The 18,015-nt window shown below is 50.4% G+C and carries 14 protein-coding genes and 2 pseudogenes; 13 read left to right on the top strand and 3 right to left on the bottom strand.

The window, feature by feature from the left end; translation table 11 throughout:
* The first annotated feature begins 212 nt into the window (after positions 1-212).
* The 13 genes and pseudogenes from J2Z65_RS30090 (at position 213) to J2Z65_RS30030 (ending at position 15,156) form a co-directional block, all read left to right on the top strand.
* Positions 213-2,201: an AraC family transcriptional regulator gene (locus J2Z65_RS30090; protein ID WP_167067161.1), complete on the top strand. Its 1,989-nt coding sequence runs from the start codon at positions 213-215 to the stop codon at positions 2,199-2,201.
* 51 nt (positions 2,202-2,252) lie between these two features.
* A complete protein-coding gene (locus J2Z65_RS30085; protein WP_167067158.1) occupies positions 2,253-2,720 on the top strand; it encodes a helix-turn-helix transcriptional regulator in 468 nt (155 codons plus the stop codon).
* 120 nt (positions 2,721-2,840) lie between these two features.
* The gene (locus J2Z65_RS30080) at positions 2,841-4,208 is read left to right on the top strand and encodes an aspartate aminotransferase family protein (protein WP_167067153.1); all 1,368 of its coding nucleotides are present in this window, start codon (positions 2,841-2,843) and stop codon (positions 4,206-4,208) included.
* 35 nt (positions 4,209-4,243) lie between these two features.
* Complete coding sequence (locus J2Z65_RS30075; RefSeq protein WP_167067150.1) at positions 4,244-6,007, top strand: IucA/IucC family protein; 1,764 nt, start codon at positions 4,244-4,246, stop codon at positions 6,005-6,007.
* 2 nt (positions 6,008-6,009) lie between these two features.
* Entirely contained in the window at positions 6,010-7,248 is a 1,239-nt protein-coding gene (locus J2Z65_RS30070) for an MFS transporter (RefSeq protein ID WP_167067147.1), read from the top strand.
* A gap of 10 nt (positions 7,249-7,258) precedes the next feature.
* Positions 7,259-8,428: pseudogene (locus J2Z65_RS35485) on the top strand (IucA/IucC family protein); the annotation flags it as partial.
* Between the two features lie 51 nt (positions 8,429-8,479).
* Complete coding sequence (locus J2Z65_RS35480; RefSeq protein ID WP_338111804.1) at positions 8,480-9,079, top strand: IucA/IucC family C-terminal-domain containing protein; 600 nt, start codon at positions 8,480-8,482, stop codon at positions 9,077-9,079.
* Entirely contained in the window at positions 9,079-11,034 is a 1,956-nt protein-coding gene (locus J2Z65_RS30055) for an IucA/IucC family protein (protein WP_167067139.1), read from the top strand. Before J2Z65_RS35480 ends, J2Z65_RS30055 begins: the two co-directional genes overlap by 1 nt.
* 31 nt (positions 11,035-11,065) lie before the next feature.
* Positions 11,066-11,680 (top strand): RraA family protein, encoded by a 615-nt coding sequence (locus tag J2Z65_RS30050; RefSeq protein WP_167067135.1) that lies wholly within the window; start codon positions 11,066-11,068, stop codon positions 11,678-11,680.
* Between the two features lie 30 nt (positions 11,681-11,710).
* Positions 11,711-11,890 (top strand): annotated as a pseudogene (locus tag J2Z65_RS30045) (nitrilotriacetate monooxygenase); the annotation flags it as partial.
* Positions 11,891-12,028: 138 nt separating this feature from the next.
* Positions 12,029-13,012: an ABC transporter substrate-binding protein gene (locus J2Z65_RS30040; protein WP_167067133.1), complete on the top strand. Its 984-nt coding sequence runs from the start codon at positions 12,029-12,031 to the stop codon at positions 13,010-13,012.
* A gap of 81 nt (positions 13,013-13,093) precedes the next feature.
* Entirely contained in the window at positions 13,094-14,119 is a 1,026-nt protein-coding gene (locus J2Z65_RS30035) for a FecCD family ABC transporter permease (RefSeq protein WP_338111803.1), read from the top strand.
* Complete coding sequence (locus J2Z65_RS30030) at positions 14,116-15,156, top strand: FecCD family ABC transporter permease (RefSeq protein ID WP_167067130.1); 1,041 nt, start codon at positions 14,116-14,118, stop codon at positions 15,154-15,156. Before J2Z65_RS30035 ends, J2Z65_RS30030 begins: the two co-directional genes overlap by 4 nt.
* 98 nt (positions 15,157-15,254) lie before the next feature.
* Here J2Z65_RS30030 and J2Z65_RS30025 read toward each other — a convergent pair whose 3' ends face one another.
* The 3 genes from J2Z65_RS30025 to J2Z65_RS30015 all read right to left on the bottom strand — a co-directional run bounded on the left by J2Z65_RS30025 (position 15,255) and on the right by J2Z65_RS30015 (position 17,917).
* Positions 15,255-15,542 carry a hypothetical protein gene (locus tag J2Z65_RS30025; protein ID WP_167067127.1) on the bottom strand — a complete coding sequence of 96 codons (288 nt, stop codon included), beginning with the start codon at positions 15,540-15,542 and terminating at the stop codon, positions 15,255-15,257.
* 116 nt (positions 15,543-15,658) lie between these two features.
* The gene (locus J2Z65_RS30020) at positions 15,659-17,077 is read right to left on the bottom strand and encodes a sulfatase family protein (RefSeq protein WP_167067124.1); all 1,419 of its coding nucleotides are present in this window, start codon (positions 17,075-17,077) and stop codon (positions 15,659-15,661) included.
* A gap of 276 nt (positions 17,078-17,353) precedes the next feature.
* The gene (locus J2Z65_RS30015; RefSeq protein ID WP_167067122.1) at positions 17,354-17,917 is read right to left on the bottom strand and encodes a CcdC protein domain-containing protein; all 564 of its coding nucleotides are present in this window, start codon (positions 17,915-17,917) and stop codon (positions 17,354-17,356) included.
* Positions 17,918-18,015: the final 98 nt, after the last annotated feature.

Below are 18,015 nucleotides of genomic sequence, written 5' to 3'. Positions count from 1 at the left end.
GCTCAAGTTGAATCACGTTGGTGAGCCGTATGCCTTAGTAGGGCACGTGCGGTTCGATAAGGGGGGAGCCATGAGAGTGGTTCCCCTACTTTATTTTGGGGGAAGATCGTAGGCAAGAGATTTCGCAGACAAAACAATTGATATTGATTCTCAGTATCAATATAATGAATTCAACAGGTGATCATCCAACATATACCAGGAGGTGACGAAGATTGTCTTTTCAGGAACAAATATTGCTATGGAATCATGCCGCACTGAGAGTACTGGACATTCGCCGTACGATTATGCAGCCGGGTGAAAACGTCCATGCTTATCAGCTTCCGGCTAGTGTATTTCTGTATGTAACGCGGGGACGGGCTCAGATCATGCTTGATGACATCGTGTATACGGCGGATAAATGCCAAGTCTGCCATGCGGGCAAAGGCACTTTTCTTGATATTGTCAATGTCTTGGAGACTCTTGAGTATTTTATGGTATTTTATAAAGCGGCTTTGGCGCTGCCGGTAAGGAAAGAGCTGCTGCGACTGCAGGAGAAAAGCAATCCTTTTAAACTGCAATTCGGACTTATGCCGCAGCATTCGATTTCGTTGTTTTTGAAGATGGAAGAGATGCATCGGCAATGGATGCAGACTAGTACGCTGGAAAAGTTTCATGTCAAAGCGTTATTTCATCAGTTTGTTTATGAAATGCTGCAGCAAATACAGGATCAGGGCAGCGAGATGATAGGTCCGGAGCCCGTTGGCCAAGCGATCCGCTATATGCAGGAGCGATATGCTGAGCAGATTACACTGCAGGGATTGGCAGAACTGTTGGATTGTAATGCGCGACAGCTGCAGCGGCTATTCAAGGCGAAGTTGAGTATGGGGCCGATGGAGTATTTGACTCAAGTACGGGTAAGGAAGGCGAAATCGCTTTTGCAGCATACGGATGTACCGCTTGCCGAAATCGCTGAGGACATCGGGTATACGGATAGTTACTATTTTGGTCGAGTATTTAAAAAGCATGTTGGCGTTTCTCCCGGCCGCTTTAGAGAGCAGTCGGGGCAGCTTGATTTCCGTCGCCAAAATCCATGGATTCTGTCGCAATTCCCTATTGTTCCCATTAAATTGCAAACGTATAGTGGGTTAAGTGAGGATGAATATCATTATCAGGAGATGAGCGAGGGTATGGCTATGTATGCTTACCCCAGCCCAAAATCTTCTATAGCCGTCGGTTTCATGCTGACGTTTGCGTTGCTCCTAAGTGTATGCTCAGGTCCAACTGTTGCAAGCGCTCAGGTGGGCGGAAGCACGACTCATGCGAAAGCTTTGATGCAAACACCTGCTGTTATGATAGAGGCACAAGAATCGTCCCATAAAGTCAGAACGATAAAGCACCTTAAGGGTGAGCTTACGCTGAGCACGACACCTGAGAAAATCGTCGTACTGGATACGCAATACATCGATCAGTTGCTGGTGCTCGGCAGACAGCCTGTCGGCAGTGTGATTGCGACATCGGATGCTTCGGAATTCCCTAATTATGTCTCTGACCAACTGGGTGACATCAAAGTGATGGGGACAAAGGAGGAGCCAGATCTCGAGGCCATTAGGAGGGCTGAGCCGGAGCTTATCGTTTGTACGGAGTTTCAAGCGCATATGTATGATGAGCTTGTCCGTGTTGCGCCAACGCTGCTGCTGGATCGGAATGCAGATTGGCAGAAGACGCTTCAAACGTTTGGACAGATTCTGGGTAAGGAGCAAGAGGTGCCGGGCGTTATGGCATCGTATCAGAATAAAATTGCAAAACTGCAGGCTGAGTTGGCTGGAAGAATGGCGGGCGAGACTGTTGCCCTAATCAGGCCGCGCGACAATCAAATTCGGCTTCACACGACTTCGCATCGCACAGCGGATATCCTGTACAGTGATTTAGGGATACAAGCTCCGGAATGCGCAATGGATACAGAGAGGTCCAGTAAGTGGATTTCGCTTGAAGCTCTGCAGCAGGTAGACCGTTTATTTGTTCTAACGGACGATTCGAATAAGGAATTAACCGGTGAGTTCCAAAAATCCGAGCTTTGGAAAGGTCTGCGAGCCGTACAAGCCAATCATGTATATACGTTTAACACAACAATGTGGATCGGATACTACGGCCCTATCGCCATCGATCTCATCGTGGATGAATTAGCGGAATCCTTGCTGCCAGAAAATCCGCTGACGGTATAGAGACAAAAAGGATAAGAGATGCCGACTACATATGGGATGGAGTGAGAGAACATGACCATAACTAAAGTGCGACTGACCATCGATTCCAGTGCCGGGGACGAACTGGCACGCGCTAAACTGGTCGATCTGCATCAAATTGTAGTTGATCAGGTGATGCGGCTGAAAATGAATGAATCGGTGAAAGTGACTATCGAGTATGGGGGAGCCGATCTGGATGATCGGCTTTCTTCGCAAGCAGTAGCTGGCGTTGAAAACGACGGAGACACCCCGCAATCCGGGAAAATGGACAGCTTGAGCGATAGGCAGCGGCAAATCGCCGAGATGCTGTGCGACCATTATTCGATTAAACGAATAGCGGAAGAGCTTTATGTGAGCGTAAATACGGTCAAGAAACATATTCAGAACATGAAAAAGGCGCTCAATATTGATGTTTCGGGCGCAGATTTTATATATACCGTGAAACAAATGCTGCAAAAGGGGGGCTATGATGAAAAAGTCATGCTTCAATCGGAGTACTGAGATTATCTGATTGGAGAATTTACTCTGTTCGGATTTGTTTGGTATTCTTAATTCATATAAATTGATAATGATTATCAGTATCAATTGATATGAAAACAAGATCTGAAGGAGTGAAGTAACATGGTCAATCTTACTGTCACGGAGCAGTCCCGAAATACGCGCTATCTCGAAAGCCAATCACAGAGGGAATCCAATGCGAGATCGTATCCTAGAAGGCTCCCGATTGCGATAAAAGAAGCGGAGGGAATTTACGTAAAAGATATGGACGACAAGGTGTACTACGACTGTCTTGCCGGTGCCGGGACCCTTGCGCTCGGTCATAATCATCCTGTCGTCGTTGAAGCAATCAAGACGATGCTGGATAGCAAACGGCCGCTGCACACGCTCGATTTGACGACTCCGCTGAAGGAACAGTTCGTCGATGAACTGTTTGCCAGTCTGCCGGAGGAGTTTGCCAAGAACGCGCGCATTCAGTTTTGCGGTCCGACAGGCGGAGATGCCATTGAAGCGGCGATTAAGCTTGTCAAAACGGCAACGGGCAACCGCAGCATCCTGTCCTTCCAAGGCGGATACCACGGGTCAACGCATGCGGCTATGAGTCTCAGCGGAACGCTCGGGCAGAAGGAGAAAGTGAACGGGCTTATTCCAGACGTACACTTCATGCCATATCCTTACGCTTACCGCTGCCCGTTTGGCGTTGGTGGAGAGCAGACACATCAGATTTCCTCCCGTTATATCGAGAACTTGCTCGACGATCCCGAAAGCGGCATTGTTTCTCCGGCCGGCATGATTTTTGAAGTTGTGCAAGGCGAAGGCGGATCTATTCCTGCACCTGTGGAATGGCTGCGCGAAATGCGCAGGATCACGCAGGAACGGAACATTCCGCTCATTATTGATGAGGTGCAAACGGGACTTGGGCGAACCGGCAAGCTGTTTGCTTTCGAGCACGCCGGCATCACCCCGGATGTCCTGGTATTGTCAAAAGCCATTGGCGGCAGCCTGCCGCTATCGGTCGTCATTTACAATCAAAAACTGGATGTATGGAAGCCAGGTGCGCATATCGGCACGTTCAGGGGCAATCAAATGGGGATGGCAGCCGGGCTCGCAACATTGAAATACATCAAAGAGCACGATATCCCTGGCAAGGTAGAGCAGCTTGGCGTACATCTCCGCACTCGCTTGAATGAGTTGAAGCTGGATGTGAATTGTATCGGAGATGTGCGGGGACGAGGATTAATGGTCGGTGTAGAAATCGTCAACGCGAAAGAGACGTTGGACGGATTAGGCCATTATCCGCAATATCCTGAGCTGGCCAGACGGATACAGCAGGAATGCTTCCAAAGAGGATTAATCCTGGAGGTAGGCGGCAGACATTCTTCCGTCATGCGTTTCTTGCCCCCGCTCATCGTCACGCAGCAGCAATTGGATGAAATTGCATGCCTGTTCAGTGAGGCAGTTCATGCGGCTTGCGCAGCATTGGATGCATGATCGGAGCCGATAGAGAAAGGAGAGACCGACCACGGATGTTACAACAGCAAACGGACGCAGCCGCGAAAAGCACAGAGCTGGCGGAAAAGGCGACCATACGCGCATTATTAAACAGCTATTTGAGAGAGACCGGGGAAAGAGATCCAAGGGCCGCGATCCCCGGATTGCGATACTTCATCGATTCCTTCCCTAAGCAGGGCGATCCGTTTATGCTACATCTTCAGATGATCGGCAAAACGATCACCGGGGCCATGATTTACTATTCGGCTATCGGTCAGCATACATACGGAACGTTCTTTTATGAAGCGATATCCGGCGGAGTTTTTCGTGAGCTGTCCATGGCACGATTGCTGACGCTGCTGCTTACAGAGCTGAGAAGCCGTGAAAAGGCTGACAATGGCGAAGCTTACGAGGCGAGCATTCGAACGCGAATCGAGAACAGCTACCGCAGAATGAGCCTGTACATGGAGCATTACCTAAGCCAGGGGCAATCGGAGCAAGGTTGGAAGCCGGAATGTGTCCGTTCGGAGCAATCGCTCTATATGGGCCATCCGTTTCATCCCTATCCGAAAAGCACCGAAGGCTTTGACTTTGGTGAGCTTGCGGCATACAGCCCCGAGATGGGCGCCTCCTTTCAGCTGCATTACTTCGCAGTCCGCAGGGAATTCGTACAGGAAGAATGGCTGGCCGGAAAAGAGGCCGAGGCTATTCCTCCCTCAGCTATTTTGCACGCCCGTCAGCAGTTGGGAGATGCAGCAAGTGACTACCGGCTGCTGCCTATGCATCCGTGGCAAGCCGTTTATGTGATGCGCCAGCCCCAGGTCCAGCAAAGGATGAAACAATCGGACATCATCAGTCTTGGTTTGTGCGGTCCTGTCGTATATCCGACTTCTTCGGTAAGAACAGTATGGGAACCGGCAGGAGGCTACGGTTTCAAGTTGCCGCTGCATGTTCGCATCACGAACCTGCTGCGCGAGAATACGAAGGAGCAAGCAGAGAGGACGATGGATGCGGCACGAGTGCTGCACCATCTAAAGAAGGAATGCCATACGACTCACTTCCGAATTTTGTCGGAGACGGGCTACAGCCGCGTAAGACTGGAAGAGATGCCGGAGGAATGGTCATCGAGTTTCACAGTCATCTACCGTCCCATGGAGCTTTCTAACCCATTCACGTATGTGCTGGCTTCGTTGTTAGAATGCTTACCGGAACAATCGGAACCCAAGCTGATCCAGGCGATCAGACGGAGCGGGCAAGGAACGCTGCCTGACATGCGTGATTGGCTAGCTGCGTATTTGCGAATTTCCATGGTATCGCTGCTGCGCTTGTTTGCTGATCGGGGCATCTCCTTCGAGGCGCATCTGCAAAATTCGCTGGTGTCTCTGAAGAATGGCATGCCCGACTGTTTCTATGTCCGCGACCTGGAAGGCGTCAGCATCGACCGCCGCAAGGCTGTTGAAGCGGGCTGGCTAAATACGCTGCTTGCAGAAGACAGTCCTGTGCTGTACGAAGAGTCCGAAGCTTGGATGAGGACCAAATATTATTTCTTCGTGAACCATTTGGGTTCACTCATTCATACGATCGCGGCCTATGGCGGCGAAGGCGAAGAACATTACTGGCGCATCGTCCAATCCGTGCTCCGGCAAGAGCTTTCAGGAGCAGACGACCGGTTGCTTCCGTATATCGATGATTTACTGTATAGCGAAAGCTTGCCGGCGAAAGCCAACTTCACAAGCTGTTTTTTAGCCAGGGGAGAAAGACCGTTGTTTGTTGATATCCCCAATCCGATGAAGGTATAGCCGTGGAAAATTGGAAACGCAACCTGTTCATTTTATATGTCGGTCAATTTCTGGCTATGGCCTCCACGAGCAGCATTACCCCTTTTTTACCGCTGTATTTACAAGATCTTGGGCTTACCGATCCGAAAAAAGTGCTTTTCTGGTCAGGCATGATCTACGGAGCTAATCTGTTAACGGCCTTTCTATTCTCGCCGCTCTGGGGGAAGCTGGCCGACAAGTATGGCCGGAAAGTTATGCTGGTTCGTTCTGGCATCGGCATGGCCGTTACGATCACCCTGATGGGCGTTGCCACCAGCCCTGTGCATTTGCTGCTGCTGCGCCTCGTCAACGGTGTGCTTTCCGGGTTTGGACCGGCTGCTATCGCCCTTACAGCAACGAATACGCCCAAAGAGCGCAGCGGTTACGCGCTTGGCATCTTACACTCCGGCGCAGTAGCCGGTACGATATGCGGGCCGCTGCTTGGCGGTTTGATGGCCGACCATTTCGGACTGAGAGAGGTATTCTTCTATACCGGCATCAGCATTTTCGTAGCGGCATTGGTCGTAATTTTCGGCGTCAAGGAAACATTTGAAAAGAAAGAAAGAACCGAGAAGAAAACCGATATGATACAGGATTTTAAAATGATTGTGTCTAAAAAGCCAATCGCCTCGCTGTTCGTCTCCTCTGCGATATTAAGGGCGGCAATGATCGGCACCCTGCCGCTCATTCCGCTGTACGTTCAGCAATTATCGGCCGGATCTGACAATCTGGTCGTCCTTGCAGGCATTACCTCGGCAGCCATGGGCATTGCCAATATGATCACGGCCCCGCATTTGGGTAAGCTGGGCGATAAATTCGGTTCGCACCGGATTTTCATCTATGCGGTATTTGGCGCCATCGTTTTTTCGATTCCGCAAGCGTTCGTCCACCAATTGTGGCAGTTAATTGTGTTAAGGTTTTGCACCGGAGCTTGCATCGGCGGCATGATGCCATCGATGAATGTGCTCATTCGGCAGTATGCGCCCGCTGGCATGGAGAGCCGGACATACAGCTATGTGAACTGTGCCGTGCTGCTGGGCGGTTTGGCAGGCTCGCTCGGCATGGGCGCTGTAGCGTCGAGTTTTGGCTTGCCGATGATCTTTATTTGTGCGGCGGCCCTGCTGATTATCAGCAACATTTGGATGAAAGTGAAAGTGTTCCCCCATATTATGCAGCGCAAGGAATCGGCCGTGCTGGCAGGCGGTCAGGAAATATACAAATGAGGTGTAAAGAATGTATACGACACAAGGAGTAACAGCAAGCCAGTCTGATATGGATTTAAAAGTAGAGGAGCGAGTGCTCGGACAGCTCATTGAAGCCGTTCTGTATGAAGAAATAGCCGTACCCTTGAGCGGAGTACCAGCTTCCGGATTTGATGGAGAGCTCGTTTTGCAAGGGAAAACGATGGACGGAGAGACGGTTGCTTACCGTTTTAGTGCGAAACGGAAATTCACCTTTGACCGCATACGGTTAGCCAAGGACACGATCCAGCGCCAGAAAGGGAATGGAGAATGGACGTCTGCGCAGTTGTCCCAGTTCGTAGAAGAAGTGCTCGGCCAAGCTCAGCCAGATAAAGAGCGGCTGGGGATGCTGCTTGAAGAGCTGCAGAGCACATTCGCAAAAGACGTGCAGGCTCAGACTTACAGAGCATCCGTGCCTCAATCGGGGCAGCTGCGCAGTTATGATGAGCTGGAAAGCTTGCTGGACGGACATCCGTATCACCCCTGCTATAAATCTCGAATCGGCTTTAGCATGGAGGAAAATGCCAGATACGGTCCTGAGTTCAATTAGGATCTGCAGCCTGTATGGCTGGCTGTTTCTAAAGCTCAAAGTCAGCTTTCTCTTCTGGAAGGGGAAGATTACCGGACAATCATCCAGTACGAGCTTGGGAACGAAACTTATGAGCAGTTCGTGTCTATTTTGACTGAAAGAGGGCTGGATGCGGAGAATTACCTGTTCATGCCTGTACATCCATGGCAGTGGGAGCACGTGATTGCAGCGGCTTTTGAGCGGCAGTTAGCGGATTCTACAATTGTAAGACTTGGCCATGGCTCAGATGTGTACCATGCACAGCAATCCATCCGCAGTTGGGCGAATCAATCGAACCAAGAGAAGGCTTATTTGAAAATGGCGCTGAATATCACCAACACTTCAACGAGACGTATGCTAGCGAAGCATACCGTTCTGAACGCACCGCTTGTTTCACGTTGGCTGCTGTCGCTGACGGAGAACGATGCAGTGGCGAAGGAGCTTGGTTTGGTTTTTCTGGCTGAATTCGCAGGGATCACCTATCAGTACGAGAAGCTTCCGGAAGATTTGCAACCGCAGGCATACGGGAACTTAGGAGTTGTGTGGAGACAAAGTGTACACCGCTTTTTGAAAGAGGGCGAAGACGCCATTCCGTTAAGCTCGGTTACGTATGTAGACGGCCAGCAGCCATTCATTGAACCCTGGGTGCAAAAATACGGCATCCAAGCATGGACGCGCCAGCTGCTTGATGTAGCCATCACCCCGCTTATCCACATGCTGTATGCGCATGGACTGGCGATGGAGTCGCATGCTCAAAATATCGTCCTCCTTCATAAGGACGGCCTGCCCGCTCGACTGGCGCTGAAGGATTTCCACGATGGCTTGCGATTCTCTAAAGCGCAGCTTCCGCAGCCCGAGGCTTGCCCGGATCTGAACTTGGAGCCTGCGGCGCATCGGGCGATCAACCGCCATTCCTATATGCAAACCGACGATTTGGATGCGGTAAAAGATTTTCTGCACAGCGCCTTTTTCTTTGTGTGCTTAGGTGATATCGGGATATTTTTACATGAACGGTATGGGTTTGCAGAGTCGGAATTTTGGCAAATGGTCGCTGACGTGATTAAGCAGTATCAGCAAGAGCATCCTGAGCATGGGGCTAACTTTGAAAAATATGATCTCTTTTCCGATACAATTCGGATCGAACAGTTGGCGCGGAGAAGGCTGTGGAAGGACATGGAAGTCGATCCGAAGCATGTTTCGAACCCTTTATCTCACTATCGTTTCTCACAAGGAGGCCGTGCGTAATGCAGAACAAACTTACCGGCTATAAGGCCGAGCAACGTGTAATGGAAGATCTGGTGAATGCGCTGTTGGCGGAGCAATTTCTCGACAGTCATGCGTCTGTAGAGCTGCTATCCAAAGCGGAATGGGATGCACTTGTTACGCAAGATGCGCAGATGAAGGCGGTTCAGGAGCAGTTTGGCGCTGGGGCGGCGCAGGCTACGAATGTGTATCGATGGCAGCTGGAGGATGCAGTCATTGTATTCCCCGTGCGTGTGTCCATTGCGCAGCCTTATTGGTTTGAGGCTTCCTACGGCGTGTATAAAGTAAACCTTCATACGGGCAAGGCCGCACAGCTGTCCAAGCTAGGCCCGCTGGAACTGATGGGACATGTCGTGACGCTGTACGCGAACGACCCGGTGGCGGTCGATCCGTACGGTGCGGTAAAGTTCATGCATATGATCGAGCAAACACTGCTGCAGACCGCATTCTCGCTTGAAAATGAGCAGCCGACTGCGCACATTCTGGGGCTGCCGCAGCGTGAATCTCTCTTGGCAGCGGAACGAAAAGCAGGCTACCGCGACAGGCCGTTCCACCCGGTGTCGAAGGTGAAGCAAGGCTGGGCCTATGACGAATGCAACAGCTATACGGCGGAGTTCGGCCGTCCGATCAAACTGAATTGGATGGCGGTGAAGCAAGATTATGTCGTAACCGGGCTTGAGGAAGGGAAAGAATTGTTTCCTGTCGACTTGCTGCTCTCAGATGAAGAGCGGAGCCAGATCAGCGATGAACTGAACAGACGCGGTCTGGGTGAAGGGGCCTATACGGCCATTCCTGTGCATCCGTGGCAGATGACTTCGATTTTGCCCGAGCAGATCAAGAAAGAGCTTGAAGAAGGGATTTGCATTCCCTTGGAGACAGAAACGGGAACTTTCTACGCGACGTCATCCGTGCGGTCGTTAATGCCTGAAACGGAGAGTCCCTATCATGTCAAACTGCCACTAGGTATTTATTCGTTAGGCGGGCTCCGCTATTTGTCGGCAATCAAGCTGATGAATGGTCAACAGGCAGAGCGGTTGATGAGGCATGCAGTGGAGCGGGATGCCGTGCTAAAGCAAAAGCTGTTTTTATGCGATGAAACGAAATGGTGGGCGTATTTACCGGAAGATCGCGATTTGTTCGCCGACTATCCCCGTCATCTGTCAACGATGGTTCGGGAGTATCCGGCCGAGCTCGTGCAGGACGCCGACATTCGTCTGCTGCCGATGTCAGCGCTATCGGTTTATGATTCATCGGAAAACGGTCATATTTTCGATGAGTGGCTAAAGCTGATTGGATCGGATGGAAGGGAATCAGCCGCAGTAGTGCAACTATTTCATGAAGTTCTGGTGTCCTACTTCGAGATCTGTTTCCGCTTATTCCGACTCGGCATGATGCCGGAAGTACACGGTCAAAACTGTGTGCTGGTCTGGAAGCAAAGCAAAATCGAAGGACTGCTGCTCCGCGATCACGATGCGCTGCGTGTGCATGTGCCTTGGCTGAACGCAAATGGTCTGGAGGACCCTGCTTACACGCTGCGCGCGGGCTATCCGAACTCTCTGTATCACGAACAGCCGCAGAAACTGTTGACCTTTTTCCAAATGCTCGGCATTCAAGTGAACAGTTATGCGATTCTACGAAGCGTTTCCCAGTATTACGGATTGAGCGAGGCATCCTTGTGGAAAGAGCTGCAGACTTGCTTGAAAGAGGCTATGCAGAAGGCGGAATTGCCGGATGAGGTTGCAAGCGTCTTGCATGAGGCTCTGTTCGTTAAGGCTGTTTGGCCATGGAAACAGGTTGTGCGTCCGCTTCTTAAGAAGCAGACGATGCGCGTACCGGGCAGCATGCCTTATGGGCAAGGTGAAGTGGCGAATCCATTTCACATCTTGGCTGAGGCGCAGGGCTTGAGTAAAGAAGCGCAGCTAACGGGCCTTGGATAAATAATAACTTTAAGGATAGGAGAGATCGCTTATGTTTCGTATTCAACCAAGAGTACAAGGCGTAACACCTGAGCTGCTGGAGCTATATCAAGAGATCAGTCCGTCTACCATCGGTCACTTGACGGATTTCGGATTTCTGCACGGTGCCAAGCCGCTATTCCGGCCGATCAGGCTGCTGGGGAACGCCGTTACGGTACGTACTCCCCATATTGACTCCAGCGCCATCACTAAGGCGATGGAGTTGGTGCAGCCCGGGGATGTGCTCGTCATTGACATGTCCGGTGATGAGCAGCGCGCTTGCTGGGGAGAATTCAGAACCTATGCAGCAATAGCTAAAAAGGTTGCCGGTGTGATCGTATCAGGCTGCGCTGCGGACGTTCGTACGATCACAGGGCTCGGCTTTCCCGTCTACTCCAAGGGGATTAGTGCACTCACGACGCGGACACTGAAGCTTGAAGGCGAGGTCAACACGCCGGTTAGCGTATTTGGGGTAAGCATTCAGCCCGGCGATTTGATCGTGGGGGATGATGACGGTGTTTTCGTTATCAATTCGAGTGAAGCGGCGGAAATCGGTTTAAAGGCTTTGGAAAAGCAGCAGAAAGAAGAGCAGAAAAGAAAGGAGTACGGCTTTGTGCTGCCGTCTTAGATAAATTTAGGTACCGAGGTGATAGGAGACGGGGCGGCTGACGGGTTTAATTTAATGCCTGCTTTGCTGCCATGTGGTTTGGATGACTTTGTGAACAAGGTTGTTCCTGAACTTCAGAACAGGGGCATTTATCGGACGGAATACACGGGTTCAACGTTGAGAGAGCATTTGGGATTAACGCTTGATCGAACGCTTGCGGTACGCAGTTAGATTGTCTTGAGAGTATGATTGTCAGAATCGTACAAAAAAGCTGTCGCAAATGTCCATTTTCATTACGGAGCGCTTCCGTATAATAATAATGAGAATCAATATCATTGATCGAATATATATGTAGGGGGATTAACAGAAATGGTACGGCAAAAAAAAGTAACAATAGTACTCGCTGCAATGCTGATGGTGGCAGCCATCTTCACCGGATGTCAGCCTAAGCAGGAAGCGGCCCCGGCAGCAGCGCAAACGCAAGCGCCGGCACAGGCGACTTCGGACGCGAATAGCGTGAGAGTTATAAAGCACGCCATGGGCACGACGGAAATCAAAGGGACGCCGAAGAAAGTCGTTACTTTGTTCCAAGGGGCGACGGATGCAGCTCTGGCTTTAGGCGTGAAGCCGGTTGGAGCGGTTGAGGCTTGGATCGAGCAGCCTTGGTACAACTATATGAAGGACAAAATGAATGGCGTTACGAACCTGGGGTCGGAGAACCAGCCGAACTTGGAGAAACTGGTTGCTCTTCAACCGGATCTGATTATTGGTTCCAAATTCCGCGATGAGAAAATTTATGCTCAATTATCGGCTATCGCGCCTACAGTCATGACGGAAGATATCTATTTCTGGAAGGATTCTTTGAAGGTGACAGCAGAAGCGACGAATACGAAAGAGGCTGAGAGCAAATTTTTGGAGGACTGGAACAAGAAAGTATCGGATTTCAAAGCGAAATTGGGGGATAAATCGAAACTGGAAGTTGGTATCGTCGACTTCCGTGTGGATCATGCCCGTATTGTGTACACAGGCTTCTCGGCGTCTGTTATGGAGGAGCTCGGCATCACCCGTCCGGTAAACCAAAGGGGTAAAGAATGGGGCATTCAGCTTCAATCCAAAGAAAATATTACGCAAATGGATGCAGACATCATTTTCGACCAAACGGCATCTAGAACAGACGGCCGCTTGGAGTTAAGAAAGTCATGGAGCGACTCTCCACTGTGGAAAAATTTGAGAGCCGTGAAAGCCGGCAAAGTATTCGAGGTCAATGCGGCGACATGGAACAACGGTTCCGGTCCGCTTGCTGCAGTCGAAATGGTTAATGATCTGTATGGATTCTTCGGTTTAACTAAATAGTTTATACGCTGAGGCTGTTGACTCTCCATGTCAATGGCCTTTACCTCAATTTGGCAGTCTAGGACGAAAAGGAGGATCCCTGTGAGACCATTTCTGGGCCAGACACCCTATAAAGCGTTAGGTTTGGTGTTTGGTATTCTTATTATGCTAGCATCGTTTTCACTAAGCGTTATGCTTGGTTCGTCGCATACGAGTTTTGCGTCGGTTATTCAGTCGCTGACTCATTATGATGTGAGTTCGAACGAACAAGTGATCATCCGAACGACCCGGCTTCCGCGAGCCCTGTTCGCAATGCTGGTTGGAGCGAACTTGGCTGTTGCGGGAGCGCTTATGCAGGCGCTAACAAGAAATCCTTTAGCATCCCCAAGTATTTTTGGCATTAATGCGGGTGCCATTTCTTGTGTCGTCATCGCGATTACGTTTCTTCCTCTTACGTCAATCAACCAATTGATTTGGGTGGCTTTTGCAGGGGCCGGCATTGCTGCGTTCGCCGTATATTTCCTCGGTTCTTTGGGGAGAGAGGGATTGACGCCTGTTAAAATTGTACTGGCCGGCTCCGCCATGACCGCACTGTTCAGCTCGTTTACGCAAGGGATGCTGGTCGTTCGCGAGGCCACCTTGCAGAATGTGATTTTCTGGTTGGCAGGATCGGTAGCGGGCAAAAACGTGGATACGCTGATTCCAGTGCTGCCGTACATGCTCGTTGCCGGGGGCGCAGCTCTGGTGTTGGCGCACCCTGTGAACATTCTATCTTCTGGCGACGATGTAGCTAGAGGCTTGGGGCAGAAGCTTGGGTTGGTGAAAGTTTCCGTTGCCATTACTGTGATTCTTTTAGCGGGAAGCTCTGTAGCTGTGGCCGGATCGATCGGGTTCGTTGGACTCGTCATCCCGCATATCACGCGATCTATTGTCGGCATCGATTATCGTTGGGTAATTCCTTATTGCGCTGTTTTGGGGGCTGTTTTGCTTCTATTGGCCGATCTTGTTGCCCGGTTCGTCATCATGCCCGGAGAGCTGCCGATTGGTGTTATGACCGCTTTGATCGGTGTACCTTTCTTCATCTATACAGCTAGAAAAGGGCTGCGCTCGAAAGGAGGAAAGTCATGAGCCGATTAATCGTTTACCGAAGCAAGGCTGGAACATTCTCCTTTCTTTTTCACGGGAGGACACTTCTCGTTATTTCTGGTCTGATACTGCTTACCATTTTGATGTTTTTCATAAGTACTGGGCTTGGCAGCAATTTCACTTCACCGCAGGCTGTGTTGACAACAATCTTTGGAAAAGGTACCCCTCAGCAAGAACTGGTTATCGGAACGCTAAGGCTTCCTCGGATTATTGTGTCAGTTCTCGTGGGAGCTTCGCTGGGTGTCGCAGGGTCAATTCTTCAAGGGATGATCCGTAATCCACTAGCCTCACCTGATATTATTGGCATTACCGGAGGAGGGACCCTAGCGGCTGTTACGTTCATTACTTATTTTGCAGGCACTGTCAGTATTCATTGGATGCCGCTGGCTGCTTTTGCGGGTGCTGCTTTAGTGTCCCTTATCATTTATTTATTGGCATGGCATAAAGGTGTTACGCCAACGAGACTTGTCTTGATCGGGATCGGGATATCGGCGGCGACCAGTTCATTAACGATGTTAATGATCGTGCTCAGCCCTATGAATTCCGCGAACAAAGCTTATACGTGGCTGACTGGGAGCGTCTACGGTGCTTCTTGGGACAACGTGTACACTTTGCTGCCGTGGGTCATTGTGTTTATTCCAATGGCTCTCTATTTTGCCAGACATATTAACCTGCAGGAGCTGGGGGATGATCTGGCTACAGGGCTGGGAGCTACCGTTCAGCTTCATCGCTTCATCCTGCTGTTTATCAGTGTAGCGTTGGCCGGTTCTGCGGTAGCCGTCGCTGGTGCGATTGGCTTCGTTGGTTTAATTTCTCCGCATATTGCCAGAAAGCTGGTTGCTCCCGCTTATGGGGGACTAATCCCGGTGTCGGCGCTGATTGGCAGCCTGTTGGTCTTGATCTCCGATACAGTGGCGAGAGCGGCTTTTCCTCCGCTGGATATTCCGGCAGGAGTGTTTACCGCAGGGATTGGCGCTCCGTTTTTTATTTTTTTGCTGTATCGGAATCGGAATCGATGACGTGGAAAAAAGGGAATGGGCAGGGGGTTAAACCCCATGTCCATTCCCTTTTTAGCTTTCCTACAGCCTCAGCCCCAGGTTGAGCTCTATATTCGCCGTTAGCACGCAGGAGGCTGCACTTGATAGGCGCTGCGGCTGCAATCGATATACATCGGGTAAACAACTTCTCTTTTCTGAGCAGTCAATAGCTCCTCTGAGGCTCCAAAATCCTCAAGCCCCTCGAATACTTCAATGACCTTCGCGGATCTTTCACTACTTTCATTCCCATGTTGACTCTGATAGGAGAGCATCATCGATTTGTTCTTTATGATCACATCTACAAACATGCACAACATGATACCTACAACGAACACACCCATTATAATGAATTCCAAATCTCGCATCATGGTTGTCCTCCTATGAATCTTTTTTCATAGGTTAACGTACTCTGGGTAAAATGTCGCTCGAATGCCGTTGTCGTATTCTAGCTTATTTTAACGACAAGGATAGATTGCCCTGTGCCTTACTCAAAATATGCCTTCTTCCCTTGTCCTCGAACTCCGGCCAATCCTATTTGCCCAAACCCGGTTACGCCTTCACGGGCGCCGTCGATCATCGGATCGACGTAACGGGCAAACCAGGCTTCCAGTTCTCCTCTCAGCGCGATGCACTGCTCTTGCGTCCCGGGAAGGTCGATCAGATTATGCTTTTCATCGGGATCCTCGTTCAAATTGTACAGCTCATGCGGGCCGTAAGGGTATCGGTGCACATATTTCCAGTCGGTCGTCCGGATCATCCGCACGGGACCGTACTCGTCATAAATGACAACCTGCTCACGCATAGGAGCTGACTCGCCCAGGAGGAGGGAGTGGAAGCTGGAGCCAGGAAGCCTAGTGGTATTCGGTTGATCACAACCCACATAAGCAAGCAGCGTAGGCAAGAAATCGTACCCGCTAACGAGATTATCGCAAACTTGTCCTTGGGGAATGATGCCCGGCTGGCTGAAGATGGCTGGCACTTTGACTGAAGTATCGTACATGTTCTGCGGGAACGTACCGTTTCCTTTTCCCCATATGCCGTGATGGCCGCAGTTGAAGCCGTTGTCACCCATATAAATAAGCAGGGTATCCTTGCGGATGTCCATGCTGTCCAGCTTATCGACGATCCGGCCGATATTCGTATCCATCGCGGTTACAGCGGCAAAATAACCTTTTAAATTCTCCCGCTGATCGTCCGACCATGGCGCCGTTTTAATCGACCATGGATGCTTGGGCTCCTGCGGACAGGTTTCAAACTTGCAGCTATCGTAAGAATCCACAATCTCCTGAGGATGATTATCAATCCATGGGCTGTGAGGCGCTGTGTAGTGAACACTTAAATAGAACGGCTTGCTGCCGTCCTGCCGGTCTAAGAATGAGAGCGCATCGTCCGTGATGACGTCGGTCAAATAGCCAGGCTCATTCACCAGTTCGCCATCGCGAATCATTGGTGCATTGTAATAATTGCTGCCGCCGCTTTGGTGCGCATACCAATGCGTGAATCCTTTTTGCGGTGTGACGCTGTCTCCCAAATGCCATTTGCCGCTTAGCCCGCAAACGTAACCGGCGCCAGCCAACACATCGGTGTACGCCGTCTGCCCCTGCAAATATTGGATAGCGGAATCACCCACATTGCCATCGCGGATCCAATCGTGAACGCCATGCTGAGATGGAATGCGCCCAGTCATCAGCGAGGCACGCGCCGGCGAGCAGACCGGCGAGGTGCAAAAAAAGCTCGAAAACCTCATCCCTTGGTCTGCAAGGCGGTCCAGATTGGGTGTGCGGATCTCGTGATTGCCTGCACATCCCATAGCCCACGCCCCGTGGTCGTCCGATAGGATGACTACGATGTTGGGCTGCTCATTTCGGCTTGCTTTCGATTCATGCTCTTGATCGTTACTCATCGCCGTTCATTCGCCTCCGTCACTTATTTTTTTTGTGCCAAATATTTTTTGTGTAAGCGCTTTATAAAAACAAGCAATTCAAAACTACAAAGCAAATAAGGAGCAGTGTATCTATGAAGGATACCACAAAATTTGTCGGTATAGATGTCTCTCAAGATAAAATTTCTGTTGCTGTCGGAAAAACACGAGGCTCCAAACAACGCGGTATCGCATAAAAATAGAGACAGCCCTCAAGAAGTCTAAGTGATTTCAGACCTTGAGAGCTGCCCTGACTTATTATTTGACAGTCTGAGGGCTGGAGCCTTCACTGCCGGAGGCATTTGAAACCGTCGTAGTCGGATCCAGTTTAGTTTCTTCCCGAAGCAGATAGCTGAAAAACAGGATGTAGTAGGATACGATGATGAAGAAGACGCCCGCTGTTACCGGGTCTTTGGTAAATTGTGCGGGATCAGCCGGATTCATGCTGGTTGGGTCAGCGGAGAGTGCGATGAAAGCTACCCGGTAGGCAATACGGCCAAGAAACAGCACGAGGACAGCAATTTCAATCCACAGGTGAGTGCGGTAGTACCAGCCGTCAGATCGATGCTCAAATCGAGTATGGCGAATCGCAGTGAGCCCAAGTCCCGCGCCGGCAGCAAGGCCGATCAAATAGCCGATGAAATGGATCAGATGAATGAAGCCCAGCAGGAAAATGGCGATACCGAGGACACTGAAGAGCGTGAGACGGAACCGCAGCCGGCCTTTGGAAAGCTTTTGAAAGCCTATGGTTCGTTTGGTTCTACGGTACATAAAAAAGCCAATGAAAACAATCGGGATAGCGTAATGCATCCAATCTTGCATAGGTTTTCCTCCAGTCGGTTTGCAGCATTTTACTTATTGTAGCAAATTTAGGCAGCTTGTCATGAGAAATCTTATTCCGTTTACAAAAAACTGTCATA

Source organism: Paenibacillus aceris (assembly GCF_017874035.1).
Classification (GTDB): domain Bacteria; phylum Bacillota; class Bacilli; order Paenibacillales; family NBRC-103111; genus Paenibacillus_E; species Paenibacillus_E aceris.
This window is presented reverse-complemented; position numbering and strand designations above follow the sequence as displayed.

Excerpts from the sequence above, each read along its gene's own strand:
- J2Z65_RS30085 (WP_167067158.1), top strand. The coding sequence starts at position 2,253 with ATGACCATAACTAAAGTGCGACTGACCATCGATTCCAGTGCCGGGGAC.
- J2Z65_RS30080 (WP_167067153.1), top strand. The coding sequence starts at position 2,841 with ATGGTCAATCTTACTGTCACGGAGCAGTCCCGAAATACGCGCTATCTC.
- J2Z65_RS30075 (WP_167067150.1), top strand. The coding sequence starts at position 4,244 with ATGTTACAACAGCAAACGGACGCAGCCGCGAAAAGCACAGAGCTGGCG.
- J2Z65_RS30055 (WP_167067139.1), top strand. The coding sequence starts at position 9,079 with ATGCAGAACAAACTTACCGGCTATAAGGCCGAGCAACGTGTAATGGAA.
- J2Z65_RS30050 (WP_167067135.1), top strand. The coding sequence starts at position 11,066 with ATGTTTCGTATTCAACCAAGAGTACAAGGCGTAACACCTGAGCTGCTG.
- J2Z65_RS30040 (WP_167067133.1), top strand. The coding sequence starts at position 12,029 with ATGGTACGGCAAAAAAAAGTAACAATAGTACTCGCTGCAATGCTGATG.
- J2Z65_RS30030 (WP_167067130.1), top strand. The coding sequence starts at position 14,116 with ATGAGCCGATTAATCGTTTACCGAAGCAAGGCTGGAACATTCTCCTTT.
- J2Z65_RS30025 (WP_167067127.1), bottom strand. The coding sequence starts at position 15,542 with ATGATGCGAGATTTGGAATTCATTATAATGGGTGTGTTCGTTGTAGGT.
- J2Z65_RS30020 (WP_167067124.1), bottom strand. The coding sequence starts at position 17,077 with ATGAGTAACGATCAAGAGCATGAATCGAAAGCAAGCCGAAATGAGCAG.
- J2Z65_RS30015 (WP_167067122.1), bottom strand. The coding sequence starts at position 17,917 with ATGCAAGATTGGATGCATTACGCTATCCCGATTGTTTTCATTGGCTTT.